Source organism: Acidovorax sp. JMULE5 (genome assembly GCF_013376875.1).
In the GTDB taxonomy this organism is placed as follows: Bacteria; Pseudomonadota; Gammaproteobacteria; order Burkholderiales; family Burkholderiaceae_C; genus Acidovorax; species Acidovorax facilis.
The window spans coordinates 4,665,880-4,680,499 of record NZ_CP035951.1 but is presented as its reverse complement, the minus strand read 5'-3'; the positions used below and the strand labels follow the sequence as shown (position 1 = coordinate 4,680,499).

General features: G+C 65.5%; 13 protein-coding genes. 1 reads left to right on the top strand and 12 read right to left on the bottom strand.

Annotation, left to right across the window (positions count from 1 at the left end):
• Positions 1–3: 3 nt before the first annotated feature.
• A complete protein-coding gene (locus tag EXV95_RS21300) occupies positions 4–1,032 on the bottom strand; it encodes an ABC transporter substrate-binding protein (protein ID WP_176888369.1) in 1,029 nt (342 codons plus the stop codon).
• A 229-nt stretch (positions 1,033–1,261) separates the two neighbouring features.
• Here EXV95_RS21300 and EXV95_RS21295 point away from each other — a divergent pair, with 229 nt between their 5' ends.
• Positions 1,262–2,107: a MurR/RpiR family transcriptional regulator gene (locus EXV95_RS21295; RefSeq protein WP_055394300.1), complete on the top strand. Its 846-nt coding sequence runs from the start codon at positions 1,262–1,264 to the stop codon at positions 2,105–2,107.
• Between the two features lie 39 nt (positions 2,108–2,146).
• Here EXV95_RS21295 and EXV95_RS21290 read toward each other — a convergent pair whose 3' ends face one another.
• From EXV95_RS21290 to EXV95_RS21240, 11 genes are all read right to left on the bottom strand, one after another.
• On the bottom strand, positions 2,147–3,130 hold the full coding sequence (locus EXV95_RS21290) for a tripartite tricarboxylate transporter substrate binding protein (protein WP_176888368.1): 984 nt from the start codon (positions 3,128–3,130) through the stop codon (positions 2,147–2,149).
• A gap of 125 nt (positions 3,131–3,255) precedes the next feature.
• A complete protein-coding gene (locus EXV95_RS21285) occupies positions 3,256–4,188 on the bottom strand; it encodes an electron transfer flavoprotein subunit alpha/FixB family protein (RefSeq protein WP_176888367.1) in 933 nt (310 codons plus the stop codon).
• Entirely contained in the window at positions 4,189–4,938 is a 750-nt protein-coding gene (locus EXV95_RS21280) for an electron transfer flavoprotein subunit beta/FixA family protein (RefSeq protein ID WP_176888366.1), read from the bottom strand.
• A gap of 32 nt (positions 4,939–4,970) precedes the next feature.
• On the bottom strand, positions 4,971–6,563 hold the full coding sequence (locus EXV95_RS21275; protein WP_176888365.1) for a class I adenylate-forming enzyme family protein: 1,593 nt from the start codon (positions 6,561–6,563) through the stop codon (positions 4,971–4,973).
• An 8-nt stretch (positions 6,564–6,571) separates the two neighbouring features.
• Positions 6,572–7,585, bottom strand: a complete 1,014-nt coding sequence (locus EXV95_RS21270; RefSeq protein ID WP_176888364.1) for a tripartite tricarboxylate transporter substrate binding protein — start codon at positions 7,583–7,585, stop codon at positions 6,572–6,574.
• A gap of 176 nt (positions 7,586–7,761) precedes the next feature.
• The gene (locus EXV95_RS21265; protein WP_176888363.1) at positions 7,762–8,769 is read right to left on the bottom strand and encodes a tripartite tricarboxylate transporter substrate binding protein; all 1,008 of its coding nucleotides are present in this window, start codon (positions 8,767–8,769) and stop codon (positions 7,762–7,764) included.
• 77 nt (positions 8,770–8,846) lie between these two features.
• A complete protein-coding gene (locus EXV95_RS21260) occupies positions 8,847–10,094 on the bottom strand; it encodes a CaiB/BaiF CoA-transferase family protein (protein ID WP_176888362.1) in 1,248 nt (415 codons plus the stop codon).
• Positions 10,091–10,927: an oxepin-CoA hydrolase, alternative type gene (locus EXV95_RS21255; RefSeq protein WP_176888361.1), complete on the bottom strand. Its 837-nt coding sequence runs from the start codon at positions 10,925–10,927 to the stop codon at positions 10,091–10,093. Before EXV95_RS21255 ends, EXV95_RS21260 begins: the two co-directional genes overlap by 4 nt.
• Positions 10,928–10,931: 4 nt before the next feature.
• Positions 10,932–12,065 (bottom strand): acyl-CoA dehydrogenase family protein, encoded by a 1,134-nt coding sequence (locus EXV95_RS21250; RefSeq protein WP_176888360.1) that lies wholly within the window; start codon positions 12,063–12,065, stop codon positions 10,932–10,934.
• Between the two features lie 10 nt (positions 12,066–12,075).
• Positions 12,076–13,272: an acyl-CoA dehydrogenase family protein gene (locus tag EXV95_RS21245; protein WP_176888359.1), complete on the bottom strand. Its 1,197-nt coding sequence runs from the start codon at positions 13,270–13,272 to the stop codon at positions 12,076–12,078.
• Positions 13,273–13,315: 43 nt separating this feature from the next.
• Complete coding sequence (locus tag EXV95_RS21240) at positions 13,316–14,491, bottom strand: acetyl-CoA C-acyltransferase (protein WP_176888358.1); 1,176 nt, start codon at positions 14,489–14,491, stop codon at positions 13,316–13,318.
• Positions 14,492–14,620: the final 129 nt, after the last annotated feature.

The window sequence follows — 14,620 nt, the reverse complement described above, 5'->3', positions numbered from 1 at the left end:
CCCTTAGCGCGCCGCGTTCTGCACGTCTTTTTCCCAGCGCGCAATCAGGCGGCGGCGCTCGGCGCTGGCGCCGTATTTGGCGTAGTCGTAGTTGATGAGCTTCATCTTGCTGGGGTCTGTCATGCGCGGGTCTTTGGGCACCTGCGTGTTGCTGGGCAGCTGGAACTGCTTGGCCGCCAGGCCAAACTGCTGGCCGCCGGGCGTGAGTGCCCATTCGTAGAACTTCTTGGCGGCCTCGGTGTTGGGGCCGTTCTTGACGATGCTCATGGAGCCCACCTCGGCGCCCGTGCCCTCGGCGGGCGTGACCGAACCGACCGGAAAGCCATTGACCGCCTCGGTGGTCACGTCGTGCACGAAGCTCACCGACACCGTGGTCTCGCCCCGGGCGGCCGCCTTGACGGGCGCCGTGCCCGAGCGGGTGTAGGTGCTGATGTTGGGGTGCAGGGCCTTGAGGTATTCAAACGCCTTTTCCTCGCCCATGATCTGCACCAGCGTAGCGATCATGGTGTAGGCCGTGCCACTCGATGCCGGGTTAGCCATCTGCACCTCGCCCTTGAACTCGGGCTTGAGCAGGTCGGCCCACGACTGGGGGGCTTTTAGCTTGCGCTTGGCCAGCAGCTCGGTGTTGTAGCCAAAACCCAGCGGGCCCAGGTACACGCCCACGGTGCGGTACTTGGAATCCGCCGCCTGCTTTTGCGCCCAGGGGTACAGCTGCGGCAACTGCGGTGACTTGTATTCGAGCGTGAGGCCCTGCTCGGCCGCCTGCAGGTGCGGGTCGCCTGTGCCGCCAAACCAGATGTCGGTCTTGGGGTTGGCGCGCTCGGCATTGAGCTGCGCCAGCGCCTCGCCCGAGCCCTTGGCCGTCATGTTGACCTTGGTGCCGGTGGTCTTGGCGTACACCGTGGACATCAGGTTGCACCACTCGGCCTGCACCGAACAGATGATATTGACCTGGCCCTGGGCCCAGCTGCCGGAGGCGGCGGCCACCAGGGCCGCACCGGCCAGAAGTTTCGTCAGCAAAGGTCTGCGCATGGGAGTCTCCTCAGTATCTGGATAACGTGATTAACGCGATGCAAGGATGCTAGTCCTGCAGGCAGGCCAGGGTCAGGGGGGAAACTCCCAGACCGGGTGCAAGCAGGTTGAAAGGCAGGGATGGCGCCCTCCCCGCCGCCTTGGGAACCAAGTTACATTAAGAATGGTTCCCACAAACCTGTTCGAAGGCCTCACCTGAGCAGCCCGCGCTGCACACCCTGACTGAGACATGCTCGACCGCATCACCGCCTCCCTGCCCTCCCTGGCCCCCGCCGAACAGCGCGTTGCCCGGCTGGTGCTGACCGACCCACGCACTTTTGCACGCCTGCCCGTGCGTGAACTGGCCGAACGCGCGCACGTGAGCAAGCCCACGGTGGTGCGCTTTTGCCGCAGCATGGGGTATGACGGACTGGCAGATTTCAAGCTCAAGCTGGCAGGCAGCGTGAGCGAAGGCGTGCCTTTCATCCACCGCAGCGTGGACGCCGACGACAAGACCGGCGACGTGCTCGTGAAGGTGGTGGACAACGCCGTGGCTGCCTTTTTGCAGTACCGCAATGCCGCCAGCACCGTGGCGCTGGAGCGTGCGGCCGAGGCGATTGCAGCCACCTGGAAAACCGGCAAACGCATCGAGTTCTACGGCGTGGGCAACTCGGGCATCGTGGCACAGGACGCGCAGCACAAGTTCTTCCGCCTGGGCGTCACGTCCATTGCCACCAGCGACGGCCACATGCAGGTGATGAGCGCGACCCTGCTCGGCCCGGGCGATTGCGCGGTGATCATCTCCAACTCGGGCCGCACCCGCGATTTGATGGACGCCGCCGACATCGCCCGCAAGAACGGCGCCACCACCATCGCCATCACCGCCAGCGGCTCGCCCCTGGCCAGCACCTGCCAGATCCACCTGGCCGCCGACCACCCCGAGGGCTACGACCGCTACAGCCCCATGGTGTCGCGGCTGATGCACCTGCTCATCATCGACGTGCTGGCCACCTGCGTGGCGCTGCGCATTGGTAGTTCGCTGCAGCCGATCCTGCAGCAGATGAAAGAGAACCTGCGGGCCAAGCGCTACGCGTGAAGGTGGGCCGAAGCGGTCAGGCCCCGAGCGTCGCGGAGATCAGTCCAGCGTCACGCCCGCGGTCTTGATCACCTTGCCCCATTTCACCGTTTCGGCCTCGATAAAGGCATCGCAGGCCTCAGGCGTGGTGCCTTCGGGGAAGGTGCCCATGGCTTCGAGCTTGGCCTTGATTTCCTCGCTCTGGATGATGGCGTTGACGGCGTCCGACATGCGCTTGACGATGTCGCGCGGCGTGCCGGCCGGGGCAATCATGCTCGCCCAGGTACTGCCCACCAGGCCGGGAATACCTTGCTCGATGAACGTGGGCACATCGGGCACGGCGGGCAGTCGCTTTTCGCCCGAGACACCGATGAGCTGCACGCGGCCCGACTTGCCGGCCTGGATGAGGCCCGTGGGGGCATCAAAGAACAACTGGATCTGGCCGCCCAGGAGGTCGGTGAACGCCGGCGCCGCGCCCCGGTAGGGAATGTGCAGCATGTACGTCTGCGTCAGCGCCTTCATCAGCTCGCTGGTCAGGTGCGCGGCCGAGCCCGTGCCCGACGAACCGAAGCTGATCTTGCCGGGATTGGCCTTGGCGTAGGCCACCAGTTCCTTCGTGTTCTTGAACGGCGCGTTGTTGGGCACGGCCGCCAGCAGCGGCGAGACACCCATGAGCGACACACCAACGAGGTCCTTGCGCGGGTTGTACGGCAGCTTGGGGTACAGGCTGGTGTTGGCCGCATAGGCCGCAATCACCACGCCGAAGGTGTGCCCGTCCGGCGCCGCCTTGGCCACCGCATCCACGCCGATGATGCTGTTGGCGCCCGCCCTGTTCTCAATGACGATGGGCTGGCCCAGCGCCTTTTGCAGGCCCACCTGCAGCAGGCGCGCCATCTGGTCGGTAAAGCCGCCCGCCGTGTAGGGCACGATGATCTTGATCGGCTTGCTCGGCCAGGCCGTTTGTGCCAGCGCGGGCAGGGCCGCGCTGGCCAGCGCTGCGCCAGCGGCTTGCACGACACGGCGGCGGGAAAGGGAAGCGTTCATGGTCTTGTCTCCTTGGTTTTTTTAGTCAAAACAGGCTGCAGCGCTTGTCAATCAAGCGCAAACAGCTATGTTTTCAATAGCACCAGAATCGCGGTGCCGGATGCCTTGCTCCGTATGCGCTGCTCTTACAGCACCTTCACCAGCTCCGGCACAGCCGTGAACAGATCCGCTTCCAGCCCATAGTCGGCCACGCTGAAGATCGGCGCCTCAGGGTCCTTGTTGATCGCCACGATCACCTTGGAGTCCTTCATGCCCGCCAAATGCTGGATGGCGCCCGAGATACCCGCTGCGATGTACAGCTGCGGCGCCACGATCTTGCCGGTCTGGCCCACTTGCCAGTCGTTGGGGGCGTAGCCTGCGTCCACTGCGGCGCGGCTGGCACCCAAAGCGGCGCCCAGCTTGTCGGCCAGTGGGGTCATCACTTCGTCGAACTTTTCCTTGCTGCCGAGGGCTCGGCCACCGGAGACAATGATCTTGGCGGCCGTGAGTTCGGGGCGGTCGCTCTTGGCGATTTCGCTGCCCATGAAGCTGCTCTTGCCAGCGTCTGCGGTGGCTGCGGCGGTTTCGACGGCTGCGGAACCGCCCGTGGCGGCTGCGGCGTCAAAGCCCGTGGCGCGCACGGTGATGACCTTTACGCTGTCTGCGCTTTGCACGGTGGCAATGGCGTTGCCTGCGTAGATGGGGCGCTCGAAGGTGTCGGCAGAATTCACCTTGGTGATGTCGCTGACCTGCGCCACGTCCAGCTTGGCGGCCACGCGGGGCGCCACGTTGCGGCCGCTGGCGGTGGCGGGGAACAGGATGTGGGTGTAGTTCGATGCGATGGCGAGCACTTGGGCGGCCACGTTTTCTGCCAGGCCGTGTTCCAGGCCGAGGGCGTCGGCGTGGATGACTTTGGCGACACCGGCGATCTGGGCGGCTGCGGCGGCGGCTGCACCGGCGTTGTGGCCAGCCACCAGCACGTGCACGTCGCCACCGCAGGCCACTGCGGCCGTCACGGTGTTCAGCGTGGCGCCCTTGATGGACGCGTTGTTGTGTTCTGCAATAACGAGTACCGACATTTAGATCACCTTCGCTTCGTTCTTGAGTTTTTCAACGAGTGCCGCTACGTCGGCCACCTTGATGCCTGCGCCGCGCTTGGCGGGCTCGGTCACCTTGAGGGTCTTCAGGCGCGGAGCCACGTCCACGCCGAGGTCTTCGGGCTTGACGGTATCGAGCTGCTTCTTCTTGGCCTTCATGATGTTGGGCAAGGTGACGTAGCGGGGCTCGTTCAGGCGCAGGTCGGTGGTGATGACCGCTGGCAGCGACAGCTGCAGGGTTTCCAGGCCGCCGTCCACTTCGCGCGTCACGCTGACCTTGTCGGCCGACAGTTCAACCTTGTTGGCGAACGTGGCCTGGGGCAGGTCGGCCAGGGCAGCCAGCATCTGGCCGGTCTGGTTGGCGTCGTCGTCGATGGCTTGCTTGCCCAGGATGATGAGAGAAGGCTGTTCTTTGTCGACCAGGGCCTTGAGGATCTTGGCAACGGCCAGGGGCTGCAGCTCGACGTCGGTTTCCACCAGGATGGCGCGGTCGGCACCGATGGCCATGGCGGTGCGCAGGGTTTCCTGGCACTGGGCCACGCCGCAGGAGACTGCGATGACTTCGGTCACCAGGCCTTTTTCTTTCAGGCGCACGGCCTCTTCAACGGCGATTTCGTCAAAGGGGTTCATGCTCATCTTCACGTTGGCGATGTCCACACCCGTGTTGTCCGATTTGACGCGGACCTTCACGTTGTAGTCCACCACGCGTTTGACGGGAACGAGAACTTTCATGGTTGGGTCTTTCTGAAAAAACAGGGAATCGGTCACTGTGACAGTGTGTGGTGCAGCTCGCGCAGTTCGCGCTTGAGCACCTTGCCAATCGCGCTGCGCGGCAGCTCGTCGATGAAATGCAGCGCGGCCAGCCGCTGCGTCTTGCCCGCGCGGGCGTTGTACCAGGCCATGATCTGGCTGGCATCGTCGGGGGCGCCGGGCCGGCGGCACACAAAGGCCACCGGTGTCTCGCCCCACTGCTCAGAGAGCACACCGGTCACGGCCACGTCCTCCACGGCCGGGTGCTTGCGCAGCTCGGCCTCAAGGTCGCTGGGGTAGATGTTGAAGCCGCCGCTGATCACCATGTCCTTGCGGCGGTCCAGCAGGGTCAGAAAGCCCTGCGCGTCGAACCGCCCCACATCTCCGGTGCGGATGAAGCGCTTGCCCGTGGCGTCAAACCATTCGGCCTCGCGCGTCTTGTCGGGCTGGCGGTGGTAGCCGGTCATCATGCCGGGCGAATGACCCACCACCTCGCCCGTAGCGCCGGGCGGCAGTTCGTTGCCGTCTTCGTCGATCAGGCGGATGTCGCTGGTGGACGCGGGCTGGCCCACGGTGTGCAGCTTGTCGGGGTGCTCGTGCGCGGCCAGGATGCAGGTGCCGCCGCCCTCGGTCATGCCGTAGAACTCGAACAGCGCGCCCGGCCAGCGCACCAGGATGTCGGCCTTCAGCTCTGCCAGAAACGGCGCACTGGTGCAGAACTTGGCACGAAAAGACGACAGGTCGAACGCGCCAAACTGCGGCAGCGCCATGATGCGCTGGTACTGCACCGGCACCAGCATGGAATGCGTCGCGCGAATGTCCTGCGCAGTCTGCAGGTAGCGCAGCGCATCAAACTTCGCCATCAACCGCACACTGCCGCCCCAGCACAGGCCGGGGAAGAACGACACCAGCGTGGTGTTGGAGTACAGCGGCGTGGCCAGCAGCGTGACGCTGTCAGGCCCGTAGCCTTGAGCAAGGCCGCGCACCAGGTGCGCCCAGCGCATGCCGTGTGACTGCACGATGCCCTTGGGGTTGCCGGTGGTGCCTGATGAATAAATGATGTTGAACGGGTGCTCTGGCCCCACCTCCACCGACTGCGGCACCGCGCCTTCGGGTGCGATCCATTCGCCCCACGGCGTGCCCCCGCCGGTGCCGTCCAGCGCCACCAAGGGCAGCGCATTGGGGCCTGCGGTCAGCGCGGGCGGCATGGCCGCCCTGCCCTGCGCGTCGGCAAACAGCAAGCGTGCCTGGGCATCATTGAGCATCGATGCCATGGCGTCTGGCGTGACCGATGGCGCGAGCGGCGCCACCACCACACCAGCGCGCAGCGCGCCCAGGTACACAGCGGCGTAGCGCACGGACGATGCGGCACACACGGCCACCACGTCGCCCGCCTGCAGGCCGCCCTGCTGCAACGATGCCGCCACGCGGTCTACCAGCGCGTCCAGCGCCGCCCAGTGCAGCGCGGTGTCGTCGTCGGTCAGCGCGCTGGCATGGGGGCGCAGCTGCGCGTTTTCGCGCAACAGGTCAGAGACCAGCAGGAACGGCGGGAAAGGAGCGACAGCGACGGAAGCGGCGGAAGGAGCGGGAATGGCGGTGCTGGTCATGGCACAACTTACTCGAAGATGATGCCCTTGTCGCTGATCACTTTGCCCCACTTGGTGTAGTCGCCCATCACGCGCTTGGCCATCTGGTCGGGAGACTGGTAGTTGGCAATGGCACCGGCATTGAGCAGTTTGTCCTGCACCTCCTTGTCGGCAAGGATGGCCTTGACCTCCTTGCTGATGCGCTCGACCACCTCCTTGGGCGTGCCGGGCGGGGCCATCAGGCCGCCCCACGACACGGCATCAAAGCCCTTGAAGCCCTGCTCCGCAATGGTGGGCACATTGGGGATCACGCCCACGCGCTGCGGCGAGCCCACGGCAATGGCGCGCAGCTTGCCGGTCTGGATGTGGGGCAGCGCCGCCACGAGGTCGGCATACATCATGGGCACCTGGCCGCCCAGCGTGTCGGTGATGGCGGGCACGCCGCCCCTGTAGGGGATGTGCTCCATCTCGAACTGGCCCAGCTGCTTGAGCAGTTCCATGCTCAGGTGACCAAAGCTGCCCACACCCGAGGAGGTGTAGTTGAGCCGGCCTGGCTGCGCCTTGGCGTGGGTGATGAGCTTTTGCAGGTCGGTCACCGAAGGCATCTGGGCGGGGTTGACCACCACCACAATCGGCAGGTCGTACACGGTGGCCACCGACATCAAGTCCTTGGTGGTGTCGTAGCCCGCCTTCTTGTACAGGTGCGGCGCCAGCAGCGTGGGCGTGGCCAGCATCATCAGCGTGTAGCCGTCGCCGGGCGTCTTGGCGATCTGCAGCGCAGCAATCGAGCCCGACGCACCCGCGCGGTTTTCCACCACCACGGGCTGCTTCAGGCGCTCAGCCAGCTTCTGGCCCACGATGCGCGAGGCGGTGTCGGTGGGGCCGCCCGGCGGGAAGGGCACCACCAGCTTGATGGGCTTGCTGGGCCAGGCCTGGGCATGTGCCGGGGCCGTGCCCAGCAGGCCAAGCGCCGATACAGCCGCAGCTGTGGCAAGCACCGCGCGGCGCGAAAAAGCGGTGGGGAAAAGGGATTGTTTCTTCATCAGGGATCCGTTTTTACTTTCAGTTGTTTGCGCTAGGGCACGCCCGGCGCAACCGGCGCTGCCAATGCGCGGGCAGCCGCGCAAGGGCCGCCCCGCCGCGCTGGCTGCGTCCCCCTGCCCGCAACGCGCAGCGTTGCGAGAGCGGGGGTGAAGCCGCAAAGCGGCTCAGGGCGGTGTCAATCTAATTTGGCCCCAGACACCTTCACCACCCGCTCCCACACGGGCGCGTCCTTTTTGAACTGAACGGCAAACTGCTCGGGGCTGCTGCCCACGGGGATGAAGCCCATCTGCTGGATCCGCTCACGCACGTCGGGCATGGCAATGATGGCTTTCAGCTCGGCCCCCAGGCGGGCCACGACTTCGGGCGGCGTCTTGGCAGGAGCGCTCATGCCCAGCCAGCCCGTCACCTGAAACACCTCGTCCTTGATACCCTGCTCCGCCATGGTGGCCAGCTTGGGAAGCGCGTCCATGCGCTGGGTTCCGGTCACGGCCAGCGGCTTGAGGCGGCCGGAATCAATGTACGGCCGGGCCGACTGCAGGCTGGCAAATGCCATTTGCAACTGCCCGCCCACCAGGTCCTGCAGCATGGGCGCCTCGCCCCTGTAGGCCACATGATTCATCTCGGCCTTGTGCTTGTCGGACAGCCAGGCGCCAGCCAGGTGGGCGTACGAGCCCATGCCCCACGAGCCGTAGGCGACCTTGCCCTTGTTGCGGTCGATATAGGTCATCAGCTCGGCCGCGGTGGACACCGGCAGCTGCGGATGCACCAGCAGCACGACCGGTGCCAAGGCGATCTGCGTGATGAGGGCCTGGTCCTTTTGCGGCTGGTACGGCAGGCGCTCGTACAGGAACTGGTTGATCAGCATGGTGGTGCCCAGCGACACCAGCAGCGTGTAGCCGTCGGCCGGTGACTTGAGCGCCTGGTCGGTGCCGGTCACACCGCCGGCGCCGCCACGGTTGTCTACCAGCACGGGCTGGCCCAGGCGGGCCGAAAGCTTCTCGCCCAGCGTACGGGCGGTGATGTCGGTGGCGCCACCGGCCTGGTAGGGCACGATCAGCTTGATGGGCTTGCTGGGCCAGGCATCCTTGCCCGACTGGGCCAGGGCGGAACCCAGCAAGCCGGTGCTGGCCAAGGCGGCCAGGCCCTGCAGGGCGCGGCGGCGGTGAATGCGGTTGATGTTCATGGTTGTCTCCTGGTTGAGGTTGAAATTTGCTCCAGCGCTTACCCAGCAAGCGATTAAAGCTATTGTTTTTATAGTATTTAGAGCGATGGAAGCGTGAGCACGCCCTTGTCGCGCAGGGCTTCAAGCTCTGCCTCGGGCAGCTGCAGCAGTTGCTGCAGCACCTCCCGCGTAGCGGCGCCCAGCGTGGGCGGGGCGTTGCGGATGGGCAGGCGCTGCCCATCGAGTCGATAAGGCGGCGCGAACACATGCGTAGTGCCCGCCACGGGGTGGGGCATTTCCTGCAGCAGGCCGCCGCGGCGCGTACGCTCGCTGGTCAGCGCCTCGTGCAGGCCGGCCACCCTGCCGCAAGGGATGCCAGCAGCGCTCAGGCGTTCGAGAAGCACATCACGCGGGAAGCTGGCAATCAACGCCTTCATCTCGGGCAGCAGGGCAAGTCGATTGCGGGCACGCTCGACATTGGTGGCAAAACGAGGGTCTTCCACGATATCCGGACGCATCACCACCTGGCGGCAGAACTTGTCGAACTGGCTGTTGTTGCCCACGGCGATGATGAGCGGACCATCCTGTGCCTCGAACATGCCGTAGGGCACGATGGACGGGTGGGCGTTGCCGTAGCGCTGCGGGTCGTGGCCCAGCAGCATGGCGTCCAGGCCGTAGTAGCCGGTGATCATCAGACCGCAGTCGTACAGCGCCATTTCGATGTGGCGGCCCTTGCCCGTAGTGCTGCGGCGAAACAGCGCGGCCAGCACGGCCTGCGCCGCGTACATGCCGGTCATCATGTCCACGGCAGCCACGCCGAACTTCAGCGGTGGCTGGCTGGCCTCGCCGTTCAGCGCCATCAGCCCGGCCTCGCCTTGAATCACCAGGTCGTAGCCGGGTCGCTTGGCCTCGGGGCCGGAACTGTCGTAGCCCGCCACCGAGCAGTAGATGAGGTCGGGCTTGATGGCCTTAAGCTGCTCGTAGCCCAGACCCAGCTTCTCGGCACCACCGGTCTTGAAGTTCTGGATCACCACATCGCACTGCGGCAGCAGGTCGCGGATGATCTTCACGCCTTCGGGCGTCTGCAAATCCACCGTGATGGACCGCTTGTTGCGGTTCATGCTGTTGTAGTAGGTGGTCTCGGTCTTGCCGATGCGCATACCCCAGTCGCGGGTGTCGTCGCCCCGGCCGGGGTGCTCCACCTTGATGACGTCGGCACCAAAGTCGGCCAGCACCTGGCCGCACAGCGGCCCGGCAAACACTCGCGAGAGGTCGAGCACGCGCACGCCGTCGAGCGGGAAGTCCATGCCCTCGGGCAGCGGGGGTGTCGGTGTTGTAGTGGTCATTTCGTAGTGTCGGGTTGGGTAGCGGCAGTGGCAGGGGCCTGGCGCAAGCGTGCGAAATCGGTCGGGCGCTTTTCCAGAAACGCAGCGATGCCTTCGCAGGATTCTTCGGTGGCCTGTGACAGCACCATCAGCTGCGCCTCCAGCTCCAGCTGGTCAGCCAGCGACTGCACATAGGCGCTGCGGCACAGGGCCTTGATGTTCGCCATCGCGGTGTCAGGCCCGGTGGCAACTTGCGCAGCCAGGGCCACGGCCTGGGCGAGTGCCTCGCCCGGCTCGGCCAGGCGGTTGACGGGGCCGAGCGCATGCAGCCGCTCACCCGAGATGCGTTCGCCCGTGAGGCACAGCTCGGTCAACACCTGGCGGGACACAAACTCGGCCAGGAAGGCGGTAGCACCGCCGTCGGGCGTGAGGCCCACCTTCACATACGCCACAGAGAACACGGCATTGCGCGCAGCCACCAGCATGTCGCAGGCCAGCGCCAAAGACAGGCCGGCGCCCGCCGCAGCGCCCTCCACCGCGGCAATGACCGGCTTGCGGCAATCGCGCACGGTGCGGATCAGGTCGTGCAGGCCTTCGAGCTTGGCGCGGCGCTCTTCCACGGGCAGCTCGCGCCGCTTGGCCAGTTGGCGCAGGTCGCCGCCCGCGCAAAAGTGCCCGCCTTCACCCGTGAGCACGATGGCGCCCACGGTGGGGTCGGCCTCGGCCTGCGCCAGTGCCTCGGTCAGCGCCGCATAGAACGCGGGCGACAGCGCATTGCGCGCGGCAGGGTTGTTGTTGGAGAGCACGAGCACCGCGCCCTCACGGCGTTGCAGCAGAGGCAGTGGCTGCTCCATGGCTTCAGCTCCGGCCCAGCGCGATAAAGCGCGCCAGGTGGTGGTCTTCATCGCCAAACTGGTGGTCCACCATGATGAGGCGCTTGGCGTAGTGCGACAGCGGCAGCTCCCACGTCATGCCAATGCCGCCGTGCAGCTGGATGCTTTCTTCAGCCACCAACGCTCCGATGCGGCCCATGGTGACCTTGGCGGCCGACAGCGCACGCTCGCGCTCGGCGCGGTCGGTGCTGTTCATGGCTGCTGCCGCATTGATGACGGCAGAGCGTGCCTGCTCCACCTCCAGCAGCAAGTCGGCCATGCGGTGCTGCAGGGCCTGGAAACTGCCTATGGGCACACCAAACTGCTTGCGGGTCTGCAGATATTCCAGCGTATTTTTCTTGGCGACTTCCATCGCGCCCAGCGCCTCGGCACACACGGCCAGAATGCCCCAGCCCACCGCGTGCTCCAGCGTCGCGTAGCCCTGCCCTTCTGCGCCCAGCAAAGCCCCTGCGCCAACCTGCACATTCTGAAAGCTGACTTCCGCCACGCGACCGCCGTCGATGCGGCCCATGCCCCGGCGTGTGAGGCGCGCTGCATCGGCCGGCACCAGGAACAGCGAGATGCCCTCTTCATCGTCCACTGCGCCAGAGGTACGGGCACTGACGAGCAGCATCTGCGCCTGGTCGCCATGCAGCACCACGGCCTTGTGGCCGGTGAGCAGCCAGCCGTCGCCATTGCGCACGGCGCGGGTGGTCACGCGGTTCAGGGCGTAGTGCGCGCCGGGCTCCTCGTGCGCCAGGGCCACCACGGCGCTGCCGTCGATGATGCCGGCGATGTGTTCCTTCTGCGCAGCGTTGCCCGCAAGGCCCAGCGCCCGGCCCACCATCAGCGCACCCACAAACGGCTCGGCCACCAGGCCTGCGCCCAGGGCTTCAAACACCACGGCCACGTCAAAGCCCGCGCCGCCAAAGCCACCGTCGGCTTCGGGGAACAGCGCGCCAATCGCGCCCAGTTCGGCAAAGCGGCTCCACAGCGCCGGGTCCATGCCGCTGTCGCCGTAGGCAATGTGGTTGCGCTTTTCAATGCCGTACTGTTCGGCCACAAAACGGTTGAGGGTGTCCGCCAGCATGCGGCGGTCTTCGGTATGTTCAAAGTTCATCGCGGCAACCTCACAGGCCGAGAATCATCTTGGAGATGATGTTCTTCTGGATTTCATTGGAGCCGCCAAAGATCGACAGCTTGCGGTAATTGAAGTAGTTGGCAGCAGCCGTAGCTGCCTCCTTCGGGCCCACGGGTTCGTCGGCATAGCCTTCGTACTGCGCTTCCTCAATGAACGGCAGCGCGTAAGGCCCCACCGCGCGGCGGATGAGCGACAAAATTTCCTGGCGGATCTCGGTGCCCCGGATCTTGAGCATGGAGCTTTCAGCGCCCGGCACACCACCACCGGCCACGGCGGCAATCACGCGCAGGTTGGTGGTCTTCATGTTCTCCAGGTCGATCTCGACCTGGGCCATGCGGGCGGCAAACAGCGGGTCCTGGTCCAGCGGCTGGCCGTTTTTCATCACCTTGGCAGCAATCACCTGGAGCTTGGCCAGCGCGGCAATGCAAAAGCCCACACCCGCAATGCCGGTGCGCTCGTAGGTCAGCAGGTACTTGGCGTAGGTCCAGCCCTTGTTCTCCTCGCCCACCAGGTTTTCGACGGGCACTTTCACGTCGGTGAAGAACACCTCGTTGACTTCCTTGTCGCCATCGAGCGTGCGGATGGGGCGCAGCTCCACGCCGGGCGAGTTCATATCCACCAGCAAGAAGCTGATGCCCGACTGCGCCTTGGCCTCGCGGTCGGTGCGCACCAGGCAGAAGATCATGTTGGCGTGCTGGCCCTGGGTGGTCCAGGTTTTCTGGCCGTTGACGATGTAGTGGTCGCCCTGGCGCACAGCCGTAGTTTTCACGGAAGCCAGGTCCGAGCCCGCGCCGGGTTCGGAATAGCCCTGGCACCACCAGTCCTCGCCACTCAGTATGCGTGGCAGCCAGTATTTCTTCTGCGCCTCGTTGCCAAACTTGATGAGCACCGGGCCCAACATGTTCACGCCAAAGGGCACGATGCGCGGGCCACCGGCCAGAGCGCATTCGGTGTCAAAAATGAACTTTTCGACCGCGCCCCAGCCGGGGCCGCCGTAGGCCTCGGGCCAGTGGTTGGCCAGCCAGCCGCGTTCGTTCAGGATGGCGTGCCACTCATCTTGGTCGGCCTTGGACAGGCGCTGCCCGGCCTTGACCTTGGCGGCGATGCGCGCGGGCAGCTTGGCATTCAGAAAAGCCTGCACCTCGGCGCGGAAGGCTTCTTCTTGTGGGGTGAAATTCAGGTCCATATCGGGTCGCTTGCAGTTCAGGATTCGGTGGTGTTGCGCAGGGTCAGAAAATTTCGAACAAGCCCGCGGCGCCCATGCCACCCGCAATGCACATCGTCACCACGCCGTACTTGGCCTTGCGGCGGCGGCCTTCGAGCAGCAGGTGGCCCACCAGGCGTGCGCCGGTCATGCCGAAGGGGTGGCCGATGGCAATCGCCCCGCCGTTGACGTTCAACCGCTCGGACGGAATGCCCAGGCGGCGCTGGCAGTACAGGGCCTGCGAGGCAAAGGCCTCGTTCATCTCCCACAGGTCAATGTCCTGCACCGTGAGGCCATGGCGCGCCAGCAGCTTGGGCACGGCAAACACGGGGCCAATGCCCATCTCGTCGGGCTCGCACCCGGCCACCGCAAACCCACGGAACGCGCCCAGGGGCTGCAGGCCACGGCGCTCGGCCTCCTTGGCTTCCATGAGCACGCAGGCGCTCGAACCATCGGACAGCTGCGAGGCATTGCCTGCCGTGATGAACTGGCCGGGGCCCTTCACCGGCTCCAGCTTGGCCAGGCCTTCCAGCGTGGTGCTGGCGCGGTTGCAGTTGTCGTGCGTGGCGGTCACTTCGCGGTAGGTGACTTCGCCGGTGTCCTTGTTCTTTTCCATCATGCGCGTGGTGCACGGCACGATCTCGTCGGCGAACACGCCGCCTTGCTGTGCGGCGGCGGTGCGCTGCTGGCTTTGCAGCGAGAACGCATCCTGGTCTTCGCGGCTGATGCCGTAGCGATGGGCCACGATGTCGGCGGTGTCGATCATGGCCATGTACAGCGCAGGCTTGTGCTCTTGCAGCCAGGGGTCGATGTCTGCCGGGTTGCTGGCGCGGATGGCCGAGATGCTTTCCACCCCACCCGCCACCATGGCGGGCACGCCTTCGGCCACGATGCGGCCCGCCGCAATCGCCACTGACTGCAAACCCGATGCGCAAAAGCGGCTGGCGACCATGCCCGCCACCGACAGGGGCAGGCCCGCGCGCAGCGCCGTCTGACGACCAATGTTCTTACCCGTGATGCCTTCGGGGTAGCCGCAGCCCATCACCAGGTCTTCGATCAGCTCGGGGTCAATGCCCGAGCGCTCCACCGCCGCCTTGACGGAATACGCCGCCAGCTGCGGGCCGGGCGTGGCGTTGAACTCGCCCCGGTGCGACTTGGTCAGCGGGGTGCGGGCTGTGGAAACGATGACGGCTTCACGCATTATTTGCTCCTAAATTTATAGCTTTTAGCACTTATAGATAGTGCGCTAGAGGCCAAATTGACCCAAAACTTGATTCAAAACTGATGCAGCGCGATGTACAGCGCACTCGGCGCTGTGCACTGCGCACAG

Coding starts and splice junctions, on each gene's coding strand:
- EXV95_RS21275 (WP_176888365.1), bottom strand. CDS start 6,563: ATGACCAGCACCGCCATTCCCGCTCCTTCCGCCGCTTCCGTCGCTGTC.
- EXV95_RS21280 (WP_176888366.1), bottom strand. CDS start 4,938: ATGAAAGTTCTCGTTCCCGTCAAACGCGTGGTGGACTACAACGTGAAG.
- EXV95_RS21295 (WP_055394300.1), top strand. CDS start 1,262: ATGCTCGACCGCATCACCGCCTCCCTGCCCTCCCTGGCCCCCGCCGAA.
- EXV95_RS21300 (WP_176888369.1), bottom strand. CDS start 1,032: ATGCGCAGACCTTTGCTGACGAAACTTCTGGCCGGTGCGGCCCTGGTG.
- EXV95_RS21255 (WP_176888361.1), bottom strand. CDS start 10,927: ATGGAGCAGCCACTGCCTCTGCTGCAACGCCGTGAGGGCGCGGTGCTC.
- EXV95_RS21285 (WP_176888367.1), bottom strand. CDS start 4,188: ATGTCGGTACTCGTTATTGCAGAACACAACAACGCGTCCATCAAGGGC.
- EXV95_RS21240 (WP_176888358.1), bottom strand. CDS start 14,491: ATGCGTGAAGCCGTCATCGTTTCCACAGCCCGCACCCCGCTGACCAAG.
- EXV95_RS21290 (WP_176888368.1), bottom strand. CDS start 3,130: ATGAACGCTTCCCTTTCCCGCCGCCGTGTCGTGCAAGCCGCTGGCGCA.
- EXV95_RS21250 (WP_176888360.1), bottom strand. CDS start 12,065: ATGAACTTTGAACATACCGAAGACCGCCGCATGCTGGCGGACACCCTC.
- EXV95_RS21265 (WP_176888363.1), bottom strand. CDS start 8,769: ATGAACATCAACCGCATTCACCGCCGCCGCGCCCTGCAGGGCCTGGCC.
- EXV95_RS21260 (WP_176888362.1), bottom strand. CDS start 10,094: ATGACCACTACAACACCGACACCCCCGCTGCCCGAGGGCATGGACTTC.
- EXV95_RS21245 (WP_176888359.1), bottom strand. CDS start 13,272: ATGGACCTGAATTTCACCCCACAAGAAGAAGCCTTCCGCGCCGAGGTG.
- EXV95_RS21270 (WP_176888364.1), bottom strand. CDS start 7,585: ATGAAGAAACAATCCCTTTTCCCCACCGCTTTTTCGCGCCGCGCGGTG.